Source organism: Hymenobacter montanus (assembly GCF_014699115.1).
Classification (GTDB): domain Bacteria; phylum Bacteroidota; class Bacteroidia; order Cytophagales; family Hymenobacteraceae; genus Hymenobacter; species Hymenobacter montanus.
The window spans coordinates 49,951-66,975 of record NZ_JACXAD010000014.1 but is presented as its reverse complement, the minus strand read 5'-3'; the positions used below and the strand labels follow the sequence as shown (position 1 = coordinate 66,975).

Here is a 17,025-nt window from a genome sequence, read left to right as displayed (position 1 = left end):
CCCCGCAACCACTAGCCCCGCTCGAACGTGGGGCCCTACCGGCCGGCCTCCAGCAGTATCCAATCGGTTATGGTACTCAGGACTAGCGGGGAGGCAGTTACTGCGCCCTCCTTTTCGGCTCCTCGCTCCGCCGCGGCTGCCTGAAACCAATGGTTGATGCCGGGGAGGCGGTGGGCCGTTACGCGCTTGTTCGCCCGCAGCCCTTTTTCGAGCGCCGGTAAGTTGGTGGCGACGCTAACGTCAGCGTCGTCGGTGCCGTGGAGCAGCAGCACCGGGCACTGCACGCGGGCCAGGCCGGGCCGCGGATCGAACGTCAGGTAGTAGCGGCACCACGGCATGGTGAGCTGAGTAGCCCGTTGGCGAGCCAGGGTAGGGTCCAGACCAGGGTGGCGCTGGCGCAGCATGTTTAGCACAATGGCCTGGGCCTGGTCGTCGTTGGTGGTTTGGCGCACGATTTCCAGCATGGTGCGCCGGAACTCCAGCGTGGCTTCGGCCTGCTTGCGCTCTTCGCTCTTGATCTTCAGGCGCTGCTGGGCCACGTACGTTTCCACCTGAGCCGCGTTGGAGCCCTTGGCCCGCAGCTTGACGACCTGGTCGAGCACATCGGCCCACCGCTGGCGCCGCGCGGCTCCCGCCTGGGCGGTGTCAGCGGGAGTGGCGGGCTCTGCCTGGTGGGCCAGCAAATCGAAGCCCGTCACCCCCGCTGCCGCCAGCGTGACTACGAAGCCCGGGGGCGCCGGCTGGGCCGCCGCCAGCAGAGCCACGTTCCCACCTTCGCCGTGGCCAATAAGACCCGTACGAGCCGGGTCGACCGTCGGCTGAACGCGCAGGTAGCTGAGGCCAGCCTGGGCGTCGTGCACGAGGTCGGCAGTAGTGGTCGCGCTGCCGTTGCCGGTCGATTCGCCCACACCCCGGTCGTCGAGCTGCAGCACGGCAATGCCGTGGCTCGCCAAAAACGCGGCCAGCTCCGCAAACAGGCGGTAATTGCCTTGTCGCGCGTCGCGGTCGTGGCTGCCCATATCCGACAGCAGCAGGGCCCCCGGGAAGGGCCCACGGCCATCGGGCACGCTGAGGATGCCGGCCAGTCGCACGTTACCGGCCGGGCTGGTCAGGGTAACCGGCTCGGTGTGATAAGTGGTGGCGCTGGCTGGTGCGGCCTTGTCCTGCGCCGCAGCGGGGGTTGCCAGGCCCGGGCTCAGGTGCAGCGCGAGCGGGGCCCGCGAGCCCGGCTGCGACCATTGGCCGCGCAACCCTTCCCCATCGGGGGTGCGCACGCACACAAACCGGCCTTCGACCGCAGGCACGCAAAATACCAGCGTATCGCCGCGCAGCGAGAGCACCGCCGGGATGCGGTTCCGGGGCTTGACCGACCATTCCACCGTGGCAGCGAGCTCATCAGTTCCTGGTTGGGTGATAGTTAGTTGCACGGGCAAGCTACCGCCGGAAACGGCTAGCGAGCCTTGCCACCGCCCTGCCAGTTCGGAAGCGAGCGGCGCGGATACTACAGTTCCAGCCCGCGCCAGGGTACCACTCAGCAGCCCAATCCCAACCATGCACCTGCCGGCCAACCGGACAATCCTCTGTCGCATAACACTCCCAATTATAACTATTGTAATTCAATCTGCTCCTTTTGGCGAACCAGCCGGCGACTTATAGCTTATCAATCTTCATTAGGTCCTTTATCAAGGCAGCAGCACCCGGTCGATAACGTGCACCACACCGTTGGTGCACTGGATGTCAGGAATCACCAGGTTGGCCGCAGAGGCTCCGTTGCCGGGGCCCTTCACGGTCAGGGCGCCGTTGTTGAAAGAGCCAAAAACCAGAGGTCCCCCGCCGGCCGAAGCAACCGTGCTGTTTTCGGGTAGTTCGGAAGTGAACCGGCCGCCTTGGGCGCCACCCGCAATTACGTGGTTGAGAAGCACCGCCCTTACGGTGGCCACGGGCAGGTTGCGGATGTCGCGGGGCTGATTGAGCGGTACGTTCAGGGCCACGCCCAGCTCCCGGAAGGCTTGATCGGTGGGAGCAAACACGGTGAGTGGCGGGCTGCCCGGCGAGCCCGCAAGGGCGCTCTGCAAATTGCAGTATGCCACGGCCTCTACCAGAAAGGTCAGTTCGGGCCTGACGAAAACCAGGCCCTCCTCCAGGGCCAGCGCCGAGTTTAGCACATCGACTCCCGTCGCCAGCAGCACCTTGTCAATGGGGTGAATCAAGCCATTAGCCGCTGGCACGTCGGCGCGCAGGATTTTAGATCCATTCACGTACAGACTGTTGTCGGCCCGGCGAATAATGCGCCGCGTTGGCCCTAGCGCCGATGCCGGCATACTGCCCGGGGTGAGCGCGCTGCCGGGCAAAGTACCGCTGAATACGTGATACAGCAGGGTACTGCGCAGAAAAGCCGGCTGCAGCGCAATCAGGTCCAGGGCAGAGTTGAGACCCAAGCGGGCAAAGGCCGCATTGGTCGGCGCAAATACCGTGTAACTCCCCTGGGGGTCGCTGGGGTTTTTGCTGCTGAGCTGTACGGCTACGTCTCCCCGCACCGCCGCATCTTCCAGCATTTGAAAATCAGGATTAGTAACTACGACATTAGTGATTGAGGGATCGGCTTCGTTGTTTTTGGCGCAGCTTTCAACTAAAAAAAAGCTTATTATAAGTGCAATAGGAAACAATAGATTTTTTTTCATCGGGCAAAATGTTTTGTTCATCGGGATAATCAATAGCTTCACAATAGTTGGTTGACTATAAACGCTTTTTAAGGGATCTTCGGATTGTATTTCATCAATCCGCCTACTCTAACCGGTTCGTAGATTGCCCACCTGGCAGCCGGCTAACTGGGCCGTGATTTTATAAAAAATTTATTATTTATACAAGGCTTACTTTCTACTTATTTATGCATATGATAAACTTCTCCTCCTTATTTGTTAGTGCGTGTTTATTCGTTACCATTAGTCCTTCGGTACGCGCCCAGAGCCTGGTGAGCGGCTTCATGGCCGGCAAAGGCCACGGGTCCGTGGTGGTTTCCGCTACTACCGAGCATTATCAGAGTGCCTACCTCGCCCCCGATAAAGCCAACCCAATACCTGTCTTCCAGGAAGTACAGGTTAACTCGCTCAACCTCTACGCAACTTACGGCCTCACCGACAAGATTGACGCCGTCATCAGCCTGCCCTACATTCAAGCAAGAGGCCATGCCGACGACCGGGTAATCAGCGACCTGGCTGCCTTGTACGCGACGGCGGGCTACACCAACGTGCGCCAAGGCCTGCAAGATGTTACGGGCCTGCTCAAGTTTAAAACGTATAGCCGCGAACTAGGCGGCAGCGTTCTCGACTTGCTAGGCGCGGTGAGCTTTACCACCCCCGCCAGCAATTACCAGACAAACACCGGCTACGGGTACATCATCGCTATTGGCAACCGCGCCACTAAGTACACGGCAGTGGGCGTCGCGCACCTCAAAACCAGTTCGGGCGTATTCGCTACCGGGCAGGTAGGCTACAGTCTGCGTACGGGCCAAGTGCCCAACGCCCTCATCGGGGAAGCCCGGGTGGGGTATGCCGGCGCCAAAATATACCTCGAAGGGTTCGCCTCGTTTCAGGAATCAAAGGGCGGCCTCGATATTTTGCAAGCTGACTTTAAAGGATTTTTTCCCGCTACCCGCGTGAGCTACGTGCGCCTGGGCGCCAGCGTGTTTCGCCCCATTGCCAAAGGCGTGGGCGTGGTGGTGGGCGCCGCTACCTACGTGGCTGGCCGGAATATTGGCAAATCAACGGCTTATTCGCTGGGGGGATCATACAATTTTTAAACCCCTGACGCTAGCACCATCGATTAATCTTGTTTTTACACTATTACAAATCATTAAATTAATAAAATAGATCAGCTTGTCTTCCCGCCCAGCCACGGCTGCCAGGTTTGAAAATCAGGATTAGTGGCCACGAGATTGGTGATTGAGAAGTCGCTTTCTTTGTTTTTGGCGCAGCTTTCGGCTATGAATAAGCTTATCCACAAATACCGCAGAAAACAACATTTTTTTTCATCGGGCAAAATATTACGTTCGTCGGGCTAATCAATAGGCTGATAACAATTCGTCGACCATAACCCCTTTTTAAGGGACCTTCGGATTGCCTCAGATCAATCGGCATACTCAAACCGGTTCGTAAATTGCCCATCCGACGACCTGGCATTTGGTGGAAATCTGAAGATAAAGAAGCCCAGGCATATGAAATCAGCAATATCTCCTGATATCTATGGCGAATATTATCACCTTTTAAATTAGCAGATTTATATCAAAATGAAACAGGAGGCAAAAGTGATTATATCTTACAGTGTGAAGATATAGGAGCGTACCCTATTATCGAGAACCTAGATAAAGCACGCCAAACACGACAAGCACGAATTAGGGTTTCACGATGACTCCACCAAATCAAATTCTATTATAGAATCATTCTTAATGAATCAGACATTAACATGATTTGTGTTAGTGGAAATTACGAAGATCATGACCTTTTATAAAATTTAGAAAAAAAAATAAATTCCAAAGCACCCTATTTCCAACCGATATTTACAAGAGGTTTGTTGTTTGTAAGCCAGGCTTGAAACAAGAATCACGACTAACGGAGGAAGTTTATTCTATAGGGCAGCAGTTTTGGTTTACGCCTATCTTAAGCACTTACATAAAAAGTATTAATTAACTAACTTGATTTTATTGTAGCCCGTAACCTACTACAGCTAACCTCCTCGCTGGTACGCCGGCGGTGCAGCACGGTAGCTGCTACCACGGACACCAGTCAACCATTCGCGCCAGCTTGCGGCCACAAGCCGGGCTACTGCTTCTGACACGGCGCGGGAGCACCGTAAAGGCTCCCATTAACTGCTGTGATTACGCAGTATATTTTATTAAAATATCATCGGTCAGCTTCTATAGCTGACTTCCCCGAGCTATCCATTTCCTTTTTCTATACTACTGACCCGTTACCATGTATCGACTATACTATTTGTTCTTTTTCGCCCTGCTCTTAATTATCTCTCCCGGCGTGGCCCAGAGCCAAGATCTACTGCGGGTGAGTGGCCGGGTAATAACCGAAGGCGATGAGTCCTTGCCCGGCGCCACCGTACTTGTGAGTGGCACCTTTCTGGGCTCGGGGGCCAACAGCGACGGCAATTTCATTATCCCCGTAACTGGTGTCACCTTTCCGCTCATGCTCAACGTGTCGTATGTGGGCTACGAGACCCAAGCCGTGACGGTAGAGCAACCCAACGAGCCAGTGACCGTGACCCTGATTCCGGCCCGGGCGGAGACCAACCAAATCGTGGTAGCCGCTTCCCGCCAGGAAGAAAACATCCTGCGCGTGCCCGTGACGGTAGAGAAAGTGAACCAGACGCAAATCCGGCAGCTCAACCAGCCCGACTTGTTTACCAGCCTCACGCGGTTTAAAGGCATTGATGTGAACGTGAGCAGCATGCTCACCAACAGCATCAGCACGCGGGGATTTAACTCGGCTTCTTCGGAACGGGTAATCCAACTAGTGGACTACATGGACGTGCAGGCGCCCAGCCTGAGCTCGGGAGCGGGCAACTCGCTGGGCTTACCCGACATTGACGTGGCCAGCGTCGAAGTGCTCTACGGCCCTTCCTCGGCCCTGTACGGCGCCAATGCCTTTAATGGGGTGGTGCTGCTCAACTCGCGCGATGCCTTTACCGACGAAGGCCTGAGCGTCCGGCTGCGCGGCGGCCAGCGCGACTACCTCGATGGACAGCTGCGCTACGCTCGCCGGCTGGGCCGGCGCTGGGCCTTTAAACTGACGGGCAGCTACCTGACGGCCCTCGACTGGATTGCCGATAACTCCAGCGCCCAGCAGCTCTCGCGGCTGGTGCTGGTGAACAACCCGACCGGCTCGGGGCTGGGGTACGACGCCGTGAACCGCTACGGCGACGTGGGCTTAACCTACTCTGAAGATCCGAGCGACCCCACCTACGGCTTTGCGCTAGCCGGCCGGACTGTGTTCATGCCAGGCTGGACCGAGGGCGAGATGATTGGCGACGACAACCGCGCCCGGCTCTACCGGGTGATCCCCTCGCTTTCGTACCTGCTCACCGACAAAGTGAAGGCGACCCTGGGGTTTGAGTACGCCCAAGGCACTACCACCCTGCAAAACACCAGCCGCTTCCGGTCTAAAAACTTTGCTACCAGCCAGTACCGCTTTGCGATCGAGGGCGGCAAGTGGTTTGTGCGAGCATTCCAGACCCAGGATTTTGGCAACGAGTCCTACAACCTGGGCAACTTGGGCAATTTCATGCAGAATAGCGTTAACCCCAATTCTGGCAACACCTACGCGGTCGACTACTTCACCGCCTACGCCCAGAGCTACAATCTCGCCTACTTCACCAATGGCGGCAACGACGCCAAGGCGCAGCAGATGGCGCAGGCCGCGGCCGCGGCCACCCAGCTCAAACCCAGCGACCCGGAGTTTGAAAAACTACGCCGGGCCATTGCCCTGGATAACAAGCCCGGGCGGGGGGCCCGCATCACCCCTAGCTCCTATCTTAATGATGTAAGCGGGCAGTACAGCTTTGCGCTGGGCTTTGCCGACCTCATCGTGGGGGGGGCCTACCGCGAATTCCGGCTGGGCTCGCGGGGCAACTTGTTTGACGATGCCGACGGGCAACGCATCCACAACTACGAGTACGGCGGCTACACTCAGCTGAGCAAAACCCTTCTCAACGATCGGCTGAAGTTGGCCGCGGCCGGTCGCCTCGACAACTTCAAGAATTTCGACCAGGCCTTTTCGCCCCGGGTATCGGCCGTGTATTCGTTGGGCACCGAAAAGCAGCACAATTTTCGGGGCTCCTTCGCCCGGGCGTTCCGGGCGCCCACGCAGATCGATCAGTACACCAACATCGACCTGATTCTCGGCGTGTACCGCGGCAACGTGGGCAGCGGCTTCCGGGGTTATAAACCGACGCTGGCCCCGGAACTGCAACGCATCCGCACCAGCCCAAACCCCAGCGCCGCCCTGGCCGCTTACGCCGTCGACCTGGCTCCGCTGCGGCTGGAGCAGGTGAATTCGTACGAGGTGGGGTACAAGGGTCTGTTGGCTAAGAACCTGGTGCTTGATTTGAGCTACTACTTCAGCCTTTATCGCGATTTTGTAGCCCCCAATCCAATCATCGGCAACCTGGATGGCAGCCGACCCTCCCCCGAGCAGCTAACCGCCGCCAGCCGCGACCGCTTCCAGAGCTCCCAGCTACCGACCCGCGTGCTGGTAGTAGCCAGCAACCTCGACCTGCTCGTGCGCACCCAGGGCGCACTGGCCAGCCTCACTTACACGGCCGACCGCTCCCTGAACCTGACCGGCAACTACTCCTTCAACAGCCTCATTAACTCCCACGACGAGGTGCCTTTCTATAACACCCCCCGCCACAAGTTTAACTTGGGGGCTTACGGGGAGCTCACGCGCTACCTGGGCTACAACGTAAACTACCGCTGGGCCCAGGCCAACCGCTACGAATCTACCTTCGCCGCTGGCGACCTCGACGCCTACCATAGCTTCGACGCGCAGCTGCGCTACGGCCTGCCCAAGATCGGCGCCACCATCGAGATAGGTGGATCTAACATTTTGAATACGAACAATGTGCAGGCATTTGGCGGCCCGCAGATCGGGCGGCTGGTTTATGGTGGCCTGAGCGTGTCGGTGAATTAGGCTGCAGGTCATCCAAGCTCACTATACTTTCTCTATATGACTACTCCCCCCTGGCTTTCTTTCCTTTTCGCCCTAGCCTTGGGCTTATTGCAGGGACCTACGTTGCGAGCCCAGTGCCTGCCGCTGGAGCGGTTGGATCAGGGCGTGGCGGCCGGCCGCGTTACCGCCGACAGCTTATCGGCCCTGCTTCCCGCCGAGGGGTGGACGATTCACCGAGGGGACACCCCCTATTGGACTTACGTCGCGCCCGGCCAGATTGCGCTCGACTCAGAACAGGGCGACGCCTGGGTGGGGCTGCGCCGCAGTAACAAGCAGGGATATTACGACCTGGTTTACAAAACCACGCACCGCGAGTGCATCAACCAGTTGCGGGCTGAGTTGCGGCGCCGGGGCAAGCTCAAGGCAGAATTCATCAACTGCGTGCAGTGCGAGGGGGAGCGACTGGTGGGCAAGGATTATACTGTGACCATCTTCACTCAAAAATCGGGCTACGCCACTAAGCGCACCGCTTATCCGTACGTGCTGGTCATCCGCCGCACCGTAGCCGGGGCCAGCAACCTGGCACCCGAGGTCTCGTCGCAGGTCATTGCTAAGCCCTAAACCGGCCACCGGGCCCGCCCCGAATAATAAAAATTGCCCCTCCAAATGCCGGCAGCTAGCCGGCCTTGGAGGGGCAGTTGCATTCACGGCTAATGTTCCGTGGCGAGCGCCGGAGCCGGCTTGGGAGCCGGGGGCGTTCTGGTGGGGGCCTCACATGACTCCTACCGGGCCGGCTCTACTGAGTACGACCCCGCAGCTACTTTATGCGCAGAGTTCGGGGAGAGGTGGGAGCCTTACCAAAGTGACCTTTCGTACGGGGCTACTTCGGCAGGAGCCCTTTTCCGAATTAGCTTTTAATAATTAGCCTCGCTTGCGGGCAGGTCAATCAGTACAAACTGAGCGTCTTTACTAGCTCGGATCTGCACCACGTCTTCATCGGCCATGCGGGCTTGGTCGTTGGGGCCCAGCTCGGTACCGTTGACGAAAATAACGCCTTCTTTCACGTAAATAAAGGTGAGGCGAATGCGAAAGGTTTTAAACTCAATCTCTTTGCCTTCGTTCAGGTTCGCCCAGTACACGGTGCTGTTGGAGTTCATGTACACCACGTCTTCGAGCACTTTCTGGCCGGTGACGAGCGGTACTAATTCGTTTTTGGGGCCACTGGTGAAGCCCAGGTCTTTCTGCTCGTAGCTGGGCGCCAATCCTTTCTGGCCCGGAATAAACCAGAGCTGATACAAGTGCAGGGGCTTGTCTTGCCGGTTAAATTCGGAATGAGCCAAGCCGGTGCCCGCCGTCATGCGCTGCACTTCGCCCGCTTTAATGGTGGTTTTGTTGCCCATCGTATCCTGGTGCGTGATTTCGCCTTCGAGCACCAGCGTAACAATTTCCATTTCGGAATGCGGGTGCTGCGGAAAACCCGATTGCGGCGCTACGCTGTCGTCGTTGAAAACGCGCAGCGGGCCGAAGTGCAGGTTGGTACGGTCGAAATAATCAGCGAACGAAAACAGGAAATAGCTGCTAAGCCACGAAGCGGGGGCAGCATGGTAACGGTCGGCGGCGGAAATGTACTTGAGCATTGAGCTGATCAAAAGGTTAGCGTGAACTGCATACGCGGCGGCCCTCCGGAAGTTAGCCCCGCTTGCCACAACGCCCCTCCGCGCGAGCAAAGGGGCGTTGTGGCAACAAAGCAAGAGCAAACCCGAGGGCTAGGCTTTCTTCAGCAGGGCGACTTGCTGCTGCAAGTCCAGGACCAGGCTGGCCACCCGCTCCAACGACAGCTCGGCGATGGGGAAGGTGCTGCTAATGTAGCTCTTGGCTTCCCAGATTTCGAGCACGTCGTCGACGTTGACGTCGTAGGGCGAGAAGTGGGGGTTGTCGGAGTGCAGCACGAACATGGCGTTCGAGCGCACCTTGTTGTAGAGGCGCTTGAAGACGATGCCGTCCTTGCTGCTTACCACAATGCAGGGCGTGCCGTCCTTAATGCTGGACCAATCCTCCACGTAGCGGCCCACGATGACCGTACCGCTGGCGATGGGCAACATAGAATCGCCGGCAATTTCGAAGGCGCGGTAGGTGCCCGTTTGCGAGAGCATGGGCAGCCGGAACTTGGGCAGCACCTCCAGGTACTCGGGGTCGGCGTAGCCGTTGAGGTAGCCGGCGGCGGCCTTTTGGGGCACCAGCTCGATGTTCTCGTTCTGGTCCTTGTCCACGGTCAGCGCCAGGATGCGAAGCTTGCCACCTGCCGGGCTGGTGGGGGGGTCGGTGTCGTCGTCGGCATCGGTTACGGGGGGCTCCTGCGCCCGCATGGCTCCAATGGCCTTGGCATTCTTGCGCTTGCTAAAGTCAGTGGTCACCAGTTGGTCGAGGGTGATGCCAAACAAGCGAGCCATGTTCACGAGGGTAGCGAGCCGGGGCTCGGCGCGGCCTTCTTCGTAGGCCCCGACCAAGGAGCGCTTGATGCCGAGCTTGTCGGCCATCTGGGCCTGCGTGAGGGCCAATTCACGCCGGCAAAATTTGAGGTTGGTATTGATCATCGGGGGAGCGGCAGCCGGGAGTAGCATTGGGTTCAACGCGGATTCGGCTGGTGAAGTTAGCAACGCAACCGCGAAGATACTAATTCAATTAGCTAATAATTTTCTGCCCACCACTTTAGCTTTGCCTTTTTCTTCGCTAACCTCGCTTCGACTTCTTCAATGGTGAGGGGCCCGCCCACGCAGAAGTGCTGGGGATAGTTTCGAGGTGGCAGCCGGCTATTTGCAGGCCAGCCGGAATTTGATAGTCACGACACGCTCCATTCCTGGGCGGCCCCAGTGGTTGGGCTCCATATTAATGGATAGCTTTCCGCGGTATAAGCTGGCCTATCGAATCCTCAAGGCTCAGGTTCAAGCAGGTATTCAAATTGGTCAGCTCCTTCACTCCCAACAAGCCGCTGAAGCAACGCTTTTATAGGGAGGCTTTTGCCCTGAACGTTGAATAAGGCGGGTTGAGACGGTCTTGCTAACCCCGAGTGCAGACACACGGAATGCGGTAGTAGCCAGGGTCGAGCTGGCCCGTCGACGGGCCAGCTTATTTATTGGCCGCGCAGCCGCTTGTGGTACAGCGCCGCCATGCGCAGCTGGAAGTAATCGTATTTCTCGCGCAGGTGGTCGAACAAGTCGCGCAAGGTGGGGTCGCCGCCGAGCTGGGTTCGGGCGGTGAAGATTTCGGCCAGCTCGGTGTCGCTCACGAAGTCGTGGATGCGCAGCTCGCGGCCCTTGGCGTAGGCGTTGTAGAGGTGCGTTTTCACGGTGGTCAGGGCCAGGTTGCGGCGCTCGGCGATATCCTCGGGGCTGAGGCCCATCTGGTGCAGTTGAACGGTGGCATCTTCCGAATCGCTCACCGGCTGGTTGGCCACGGCGGCGCGGGGCCGGGGAGCGGCGCTGAGCACCTCGTCCGAATCGGTGGGTGCGGCTTGGGGCCCCTCGTGTTCCAGAATCAGCTTGATGAAGGCCTCGCCGTAGGTTTCGAACTTCTTCATGCCCACGCCCGAAATCCCTAGCATGCCGACGCGGCTCACGGGCCGCTCGGCCGCCATTTCCTGGAGGGTGGCATCCGAGAACACCACGTAGGGGGGCACGCCCTGCTCGTCGGCAATCTGCTTGCGCAGTTTGCGCAGCTTGTCGAACAGTTGGGCTTCGGGCGTGCCGATGGTAGCCACGGTCGCGGCTTTTTTGCTGGCGCGGGAGGGCTTTTCGGCCTTCTCGGCGGGCTGGAACTTCTTGAGGGGCAGGCTGAGCTGCCCTTTCAGCACCTGGTGGCCGCGCTCGGTGATTTTCAGGGCGTAGCCTTCCTCGTAGGCGATGTAGAACAGGCCGTCGTTCAGCATCTGGTGGATGTAGCTGTACCAGTCGAGGTAAGGCAAGTCGGAGCCGGCGCCGTAGGTTTTAATCTGGTGGTAGCCGCCTTGCAGCACGGCTTGGTTGCGCATGCCGCGCAGGATGTCGATGAGCAGGTTGATGGACACCCGTTCCTTGGAGCGGGCCACGGCCGACAGGGCCTTCTGGGCGATGAGCGTGCCGTCGAAAGTGGTGGGCGGGTTGCGGCAGATGTCGCAGTTGCCACAGTCTTCGCCCAGGGTTTCGGAGAAATAGTTGAGCAGGATCTTACGGCGGCACGAGGCCGCTTCCGCGAACTGCTGCATGCGCTCGAGCTTGGCGGTGTTGAGCTGGGCCTGGCGGGCGGGCACGTCCTTGGTGACCATCTCCCGCATCTGCATCACGTCGGCGAAGCTGTAGAACAGGATGGCCGTAGACTGGGCGCCGTCACGGCCGGCGCGGCCGATTTCCTGGTAGTAGCCTTCGATGTTTTTGGGCAGGTTATAGTGGATCACCCAGCGCACGTTGCTCTTGTCGATGCCCATGCCAAAGGCGATGGTGGCCACGATAACCTGCACGTCGTCCTGCAAGAAGGCTTCCTGGACCTTGCTCCGCTGCGCGGGCGTGAGGCCCGCGTGGTAGTGCCCCGCTTTCACGCCCTTCGCTACCAGCTTTTGGGAGATGGTCTCGCAGGTTTTGCGCGAGAGGCAGTAGATGATGCCGGGGTCCTGCGGGTGACGGGCAATGTATTCGAGTACCGAGCCCACCCGGTCCTGGCCGGGGCGCACGATGAGGTTGATGTTCGGCCGGTCGAAGCTCGACAGAAACACCTTGGGCTCGTGCAAGTTGAGCTGGGTGCGGATGTCGCGCTGGGTGAGGCGGTCGGCCGTGGCCGTGAGGGCAATAATGGGCGTGCCGGGAAAGTGCGTCCGCAGGGTGCCGAGTTGGGTGTATTCGGGCCGGAAATCGTGGCCCCAGCTGGAAATGCAGTGGGCCTCATCGATGGCGAACAGGCTGATATTAACCCGGTTCAGGAATTGCAAAAAGCCCTCGGAAAGCAGTTTCTCGGGCGAAACGTAGAGCAGCTTGAGGTGGCCGCTGACGGCGGCGCGGGCAATGTCGTTGGCCTCGGCCTGGCCCACGCTGCTGTTGATGTAAGCCGCCGCGATGCCGTTGGCTTTCAGAGCTTCCACCTGGTCCTTCATCAAGGCGATGAGGGGGGAAACCACGATGCACGTTCCTTCCGACACCACCGCCGGAATTTGAAAGCAGACCGACTTGCCCCCGCCGGTGGGCATGAGCACTACGGTGTCCTTACCCGACAGGATGTGCTGGATGATATCGACCTGCATGGGCCGGAAGTTATCATAGCCGTAGTACCGTTTCAGCGCCTGGCGGGCGGCTTGCATCAGGTCGGGCGTGGCAGTAGTCAAAATGTCGGGCATGGTATTCGGGGTAACCTCACCCCCCGGCCCCGCATCTGCTTTATGCGCAGAGTCCGCGGGAGAGGGGGAGCCTGGCGACTCGTTGCTGTTGGGGGAAGATGCTGGGGGAATTTCGTAGTTTATCGGTGATGATGGCTAAGACCTCGTTTAGGTGGTAGAGTGCTTGCTGGTTGGTGAAACGCAATTCGGCGTAGCCTAATTCCGTTAGCGTGAAGGTACGGCCAGCATCGTATTCGCCTTGCTCACGAGTAAGGTGCGTTTCACCACTAAGCTCAATGTTAATAAATATACAAATATATTTTATTCAACCACACTCTTTTTAACTGCATCTGACGCCGGAACGGTACACCCACCTTGGAATTACCAAGGGGTTACCACAATCGGTCTTCTGCCTGGGTGGGTCGGCGACGATGGTGGCGAACATAATTCTTAAGGTGCTTACGCCGAGGTTGGACCTTGGTAGTGAATGCGGGTTCGCCTCACCCCCGGCCCCAGTTCGCTTGAGGCGCGAAGCCTGCAGAGAGGGGGAACCTGACGAACTTCTTTCCTTTCTTATTCTGACTTGTGGTTGTTAGTTGGGCTGCCGTGACTCCCCCGCTCCTGGGGAGCGGGGGTATGGGACACCGTCGAAACGTTTTTGCAGGACGTGGCTCCCCCGCTCCTGGAACTCTGCGCATAAAGCAGATGCGGGGTAGGGCTGGGGGGTAAGGTCACGCCCCCCGCCGGCTGCCCCGGTACAGCTCGTACTTTAACAACCGGCAGTCAATCGGCCCATTAAACAGGGGCGTGCGCCGGGCCGTCTTCAGGCCGATGCTCTTTGCTGCTTCCAGGTTGCCCGTCAGCACGAAGGCCTCATACCCCTGAAAATTTGCCTTGAGGGTGTCGCCAATCGTTTTATAGAGCGCGGCCATCCCCGCCTCCTCTCCTATTCGCTCGCCGTAGGGCGGATTGGTGATGATGATGCCCGGCTCCTGGTTTTTCGGCGGCACGGCGTCCTTCACGTCGCGCACTGAGAGGTGGATGCAGTCTTCCAGGCCGGCGGCGGTGATGTTGGCGGCGGCCATGTCGATGACTTTCGGGTCGAGGTCGGAGCCAGCGAGGTAGGTCTGGGGCTCTTCCAGCCGCTGGCTCTTAGCCTCCTCGCGAATCTGCTGCCAGAGCGCGGGGTCGAAGTCGTACCAGTGCTCGAATCCAAACTTACCCTGGTGAAACAAGCCCGGGGCGATGCGCTGGGCCAGCAGGCCGGCCTCGGTGAGAATGGTGGCTGAGCCACAAAAGGGGTCGATAAGGGGCTTTTTGCCGTCCCAGCCGGAGAGGCGGACGAGGCCGGCGGCCAGCACCTCGTTCAAGGGAGCCTCGTTGGTGTGCTGGCGGTAGCCACGGCGGTGCAGCGAATCGCCCGCCGCGTCGAGGCTGAGGATTACTTCGTTTTCCGACATGCGCAGGTGCAGGCGGATGTCGGGCGTGCGGGTGTCCACGTCGGGCCGGCGGCCGGTGCGGGCGCGAAACTGGTCGACAATAGCGTCCTTGGTGAGCTGGGCCACGAAAAGCGAGTGCTCGAAGGTAGAGCGGTTGACCACGGCCGTGATGGCGAAGGTTTGGTCGGGGCCAATGAAGTCCGCCCAGTCGACGCGGCTGACTTCGCGGTAGAGGGCTTTTTCGTCGGCGGCGTAAAAGGCGGCAAACGGGCGCAGCAACCGCATGGAGAGGCGGCTCCACAGGGCCACTTCGTAGAGCAGGCGATGGTCGCCGATAAACTCGACTGCCCGGCTGCCGATGTGGGTAATATCAGCCCCGAGGTCGTAGAGCTCGTCAGCGAGCAGTTCTTCCAGGCCGAACTGGGTGGTGGCGGTAAGGTGCATGGGGCAAAGGTCGGGCGACGAAACTGGAGTGCCGGTTTTTTCTACCTTTAGCTTCCCAAAAACTCCCGCATGGCCACCGCACCCCTCACCACCCCTGCCAGCACCGCCGCCCCCACCCGTTCCTACGCTGGGCCCATGGTGCTGATGACCACGCTGTTCTTCCTGTTCGGGGCCGTCACCAACTTCAACGACGTGCTCATGCCCTATCTCAAGGACATCTGCCAGCTCACCGACTTCCAGTCCACGGCCGTGCAGTTTGCCTTTTTCGGGGCGTATTTTTTGATGTCGCTGCCGGCGGGCTTCGTGTTGAAGAAGCTGGGCTACCAGCGCGGCATCGTGGTGGGCCTGCTGATCATGGCTGGCGGCGCGCTGCTCTTCATTCCCGCCGCCGATTCGCGGGCCTTCGGGCTATTCCTCACGGCCCTGGCCGTATTGGGGGCGGGCATTACCCTACTACAGGTCGCGGCCAATCCGTACGTATCGGTGCTGGGGGCACCGCGCGGGGCGGCGGCGCGGGTAAGCATCGTGGGCGTGGCCAACAACTTTGGCGGCAGCCTCTCGCCGCTGGTGGGTGGCCTGGTGCTCTTCGGCGGCTCCGTGGCGTTAAAGGCCCGGCTGGCGGCGCTGCCCCTGGCCGAGCGGCTGGCCCAGGAATCGCATTTGGTAAAAGGCCCCTACCTGGGCCTGGCCGGATTTCTGGTAGTGCTGGCGGGCGTATTTTTCTTTCTGGTGAAGCTGCCCGACATCGAAAGCATGCCAGCTGAAGAAGCCAGCCGTGGAGCCGAATGGAACGAGGAGGGGCAATTAAAAATCACGCATCGGACCAGCGCGCTGGCCTTTCCCCACCTCGTACTCGGCGTTGGGGCCATCTTCGTGTACGTCGGGGTCGAAGTCGGCCTGGGCTCCTTCCTCATTCGTTACGGCGAATCGCAGGGCATTCAGCAGCTCTCGGCCTTCACCCAAAGCTTGGTGCGGGGGCTAAACGTGGCCACGAACTATGCGCTGGTCCTGTTTGGGCAAGAAGCCAGCCCCATTGTTACGACGGCGGGCTTCACCAAGGCGGTGGGGGCTGTACTGGTGTCGTCGTACTGGTTTGGCTCCTTGGTGGGACGCTTAGTGGGGATTCCACTGTTACTCCGCTTCCACAACCGGGCGCTACTCGTAGCAGTGTGTGCGGCCGGGGCCACCCTCGTGGGGGCCTCGCTGCTGAGCCACGGCGAGACGGCCCTGTGGCTGATCGTGCTCTGCGGCTTGATGAACTCGATTATGTGGCCGGTCATCTTCCCCCTGGCCATTACCGGGCTGGGGCCGTTCACCAAGCAAGGGTCGTCTTACCTGATTATGGCCATTGTGGGCGGCGCCATTATTCCGCCGCTGATGGGCTGGCTGGCTACTAATGGCGGCGGGCTGCACGTCGCCTTTGTCGTGCCCATGCTCTGCTATGTGTACTTGCTGTACTACGCCCTGCGGGGGTACCGCGTACGGTAGCCGGGGGGACGTTTGCCGATCCGGCACGGCTCCTTACAGCTCCCGCAGGTACTGCGGTGGCACCTGATCGACCAGCCAGACACCATTGCCCGATTCGTAAAAAACAACGCCCGCGGTGTGCAGCGCTTGGGCGTCGGTTACCAATATCACCGGCTTGCCACGCCGGGCCCCCACGCGGCGGGCCGTTTCCTCATCCGGGGAAAGGTGCACGTGATGGCGGTTCATTTTTTGCAGGCCCTCGCGCCGAATGGCGGGCAGGGCCGCCGGGGCCGTGCCGTGGTAGAGCACGGCCGGGGGCACCGCGGGCGTAAGCTGCAAGTCGACCTCGACACTGTGGCCTTGCTGGGCGCGAATGCGCGTGCCTACGGCGTCGAATGCGAAACGCCGCTTGTCGTTGCCCACCACCAGCTCGGTTAGTTGCGAGCGGCTGATGGACACGCCGTGGGCGGCGCAGGCGGCCAGCAGCTCGTCGACGCCTACCCAGCCGCCCTCTTGCAGGCTAAGGCCGATGGCCTCGGGCGTGTGGCGCAGATGCAGGCTGAGAAACTTGCTCAGGCGAGTATTCTGCTTAAGATCCATGCGTACAAAGATGGGGCAAACCACGGTTCGAGCGGCGGCACTGACCGCCTGGCTCCTACCTTTA

Annotated in this window: 12 protein-coding genes; 4 read left to right on the top strand and 8 right to left on the bottom strand. The window is 59.6% G+C overall.

Going from position 1 to position 17,025, the window contains the following annotated elements; all coding sequences use genetic code 11:
• Positions 1-35: 35 nt before the first annotated feature.
• Together IC235_RS13405 and IC235_RS13400 are read right to left on the bottom strand one after the other, a co-directional pair.
• A complete protein-coding gene (locus tag IC235_RS13405; RefSeq protein ID WP_191005694.1) occupies positions 36-1,427 on the bottom strand; it encodes an alpha/beta hydrolase family protein in 1,392 nt (463 codons plus the stop codon).
• A 255-nt stretch (positions 1,428-1,682) separates the two neighbouring features.
• The gene (locus IC235_RS13400) at positions 1,683-2,555 is read right to left on the bottom strand and encodes a fasciclin domain-containing protein (RefSeq protein WP_223847282.1); all 873 of its coding nucleotides are present in this window, start codon (positions 2,553-2,555) and stop codon (positions 1,683-1,685) included.
• Positions 2,556-2,893: 338 nt separating this feature from the next.
• Here IC235_RS13400 and IC235_RS13395 point away from each other — a divergent pair, with 338 nt between their 5' ends.
• The 3 genes from IC235_RS13395 (at position 2,894) to IC235_RS13385 (ending at position 8,294) form a co-directional block, all read left to right on the top strand.
• A complete protein-coding gene (locus tag IC235_RS13395; protein WP_191005692.1) occupies positions 2,894-3,799 on the top strand; it encodes a hypothetical protein in 906 nt (301 codons plus the stop codon).
• A 1,171-nt stretch (positions 3,800-4,970) separates the two neighbouring features.
• Complete coding sequence (locus IC235_RS13390; RefSeq protein WP_191005691.1) at positions 4,971-7,694, top strand: TonB-dependent receptor; 2,724 nt, start codon at positions 4,971-4,973, stop codon at positions 7,692-7,694.
• A 36-nt stretch (positions 7,695-7,730) separates the two neighbouring features.
• Positions 7,731-8,294, top strand: a complete 564-nt coding sequence (locus tag IC235_RS13385) for a hypothetical protein (RefSeq protein WP_191005690.1) — start codon at positions 7,731-7,733, stop codon at positions 8,292-8,294.
• Between the two features lie 293 nt (positions 8,295-8,587).
• Here IC235_RS13385 and IC235_RS13380 read toward each other — a convergent pair whose 3' ends face one another.
• The 5 genes from IC235_RS13380 to IC235_RS13360 form a co-directional block, all read right to left on the bottom strand.
• Entirely contained in the window at positions 8,588-9,310 is a 723-nt protein-coding gene (locus tag IC235_RS13380; RefSeq protein ID WP_191005689.1) for a pirin family protein, read from the bottom strand.
• A gap of 129 nt (positions 9,311-9,439) precedes the next feature.
• Positions 9,440-10,294, bottom strand: coding sequence for a LexA family transcriptional regulator (locus IC235_RS13375; RefSeq protein WP_223847281.1), 855 nt, complete (start codon positions 10,292-10,294; stop codon positions 9,440-9,442).
• Between the two features lie 509 nt (positions 10,295-10,803).
• Entirely contained in the window at positions 10,804-13,032 is a 2,229-nt protein-coding gene (recQ, locus tag IC235_RS13370; RefSeq protein WP_191005688.1) for a DNA helicase RecQ, read from the bottom strand.
• A gap of 40 nt (positions 13,033-13,072) precedes the next feature.
• A complete protein-coding gene (locus IC235_RS22850; RefSeq protein WP_394355269.1) occupies positions 13,073-13,309 on the bottom strand; it encodes a DUF559 domain-containing protein in 237 nt (78 codons plus the stop codon).
• Between the two features lie 433 nt (positions 13,310-13,742).
• Positions 13,743-14,894 (bottom strand): THUMP domain-containing class I SAM-dependent RNA methyltransferase, encoded by a 1,152-nt coding sequence (locus tag IC235_RS13360; protein ID WP_191005687.1) that lies wholly within the window; start codon positions 14,892-14,894, stop codon positions 13,743-13,745.
• 69 nt (positions 14,895-14,963) lie between these two features.
• Here IC235_RS13360 and IC235_RS13355 point away from each other — a divergent pair, with 69 nt between their 5' ends.
• Entirely contained in the window at positions 14,964-16,382 is a 1,419-nt protein-coding gene (locus IC235_RS13355) for a sugar MFS transporter (RefSeq protein WP_191005686.1), read from the top strand.
• Between the two features lie 33 nt (positions 16,383-16,415).
• On the opposite strand, the gene IC235_RS13350 is transcribed toward IC235_RS13355, so the two are convergent.
• Positions 16,416-16,961, bottom strand: a complete 546-nt coding sequence (locus IC235_RS13350; RefSeq protein ID WP_191005685.1) for an RNA 2'-phosphotransferase — start codon at positions 16,959-16,961, stop codon at positions 16,416-16,418.
• Between the last annotated feature and the right edge of the window lie 64 nt (positions 16,962-17,025).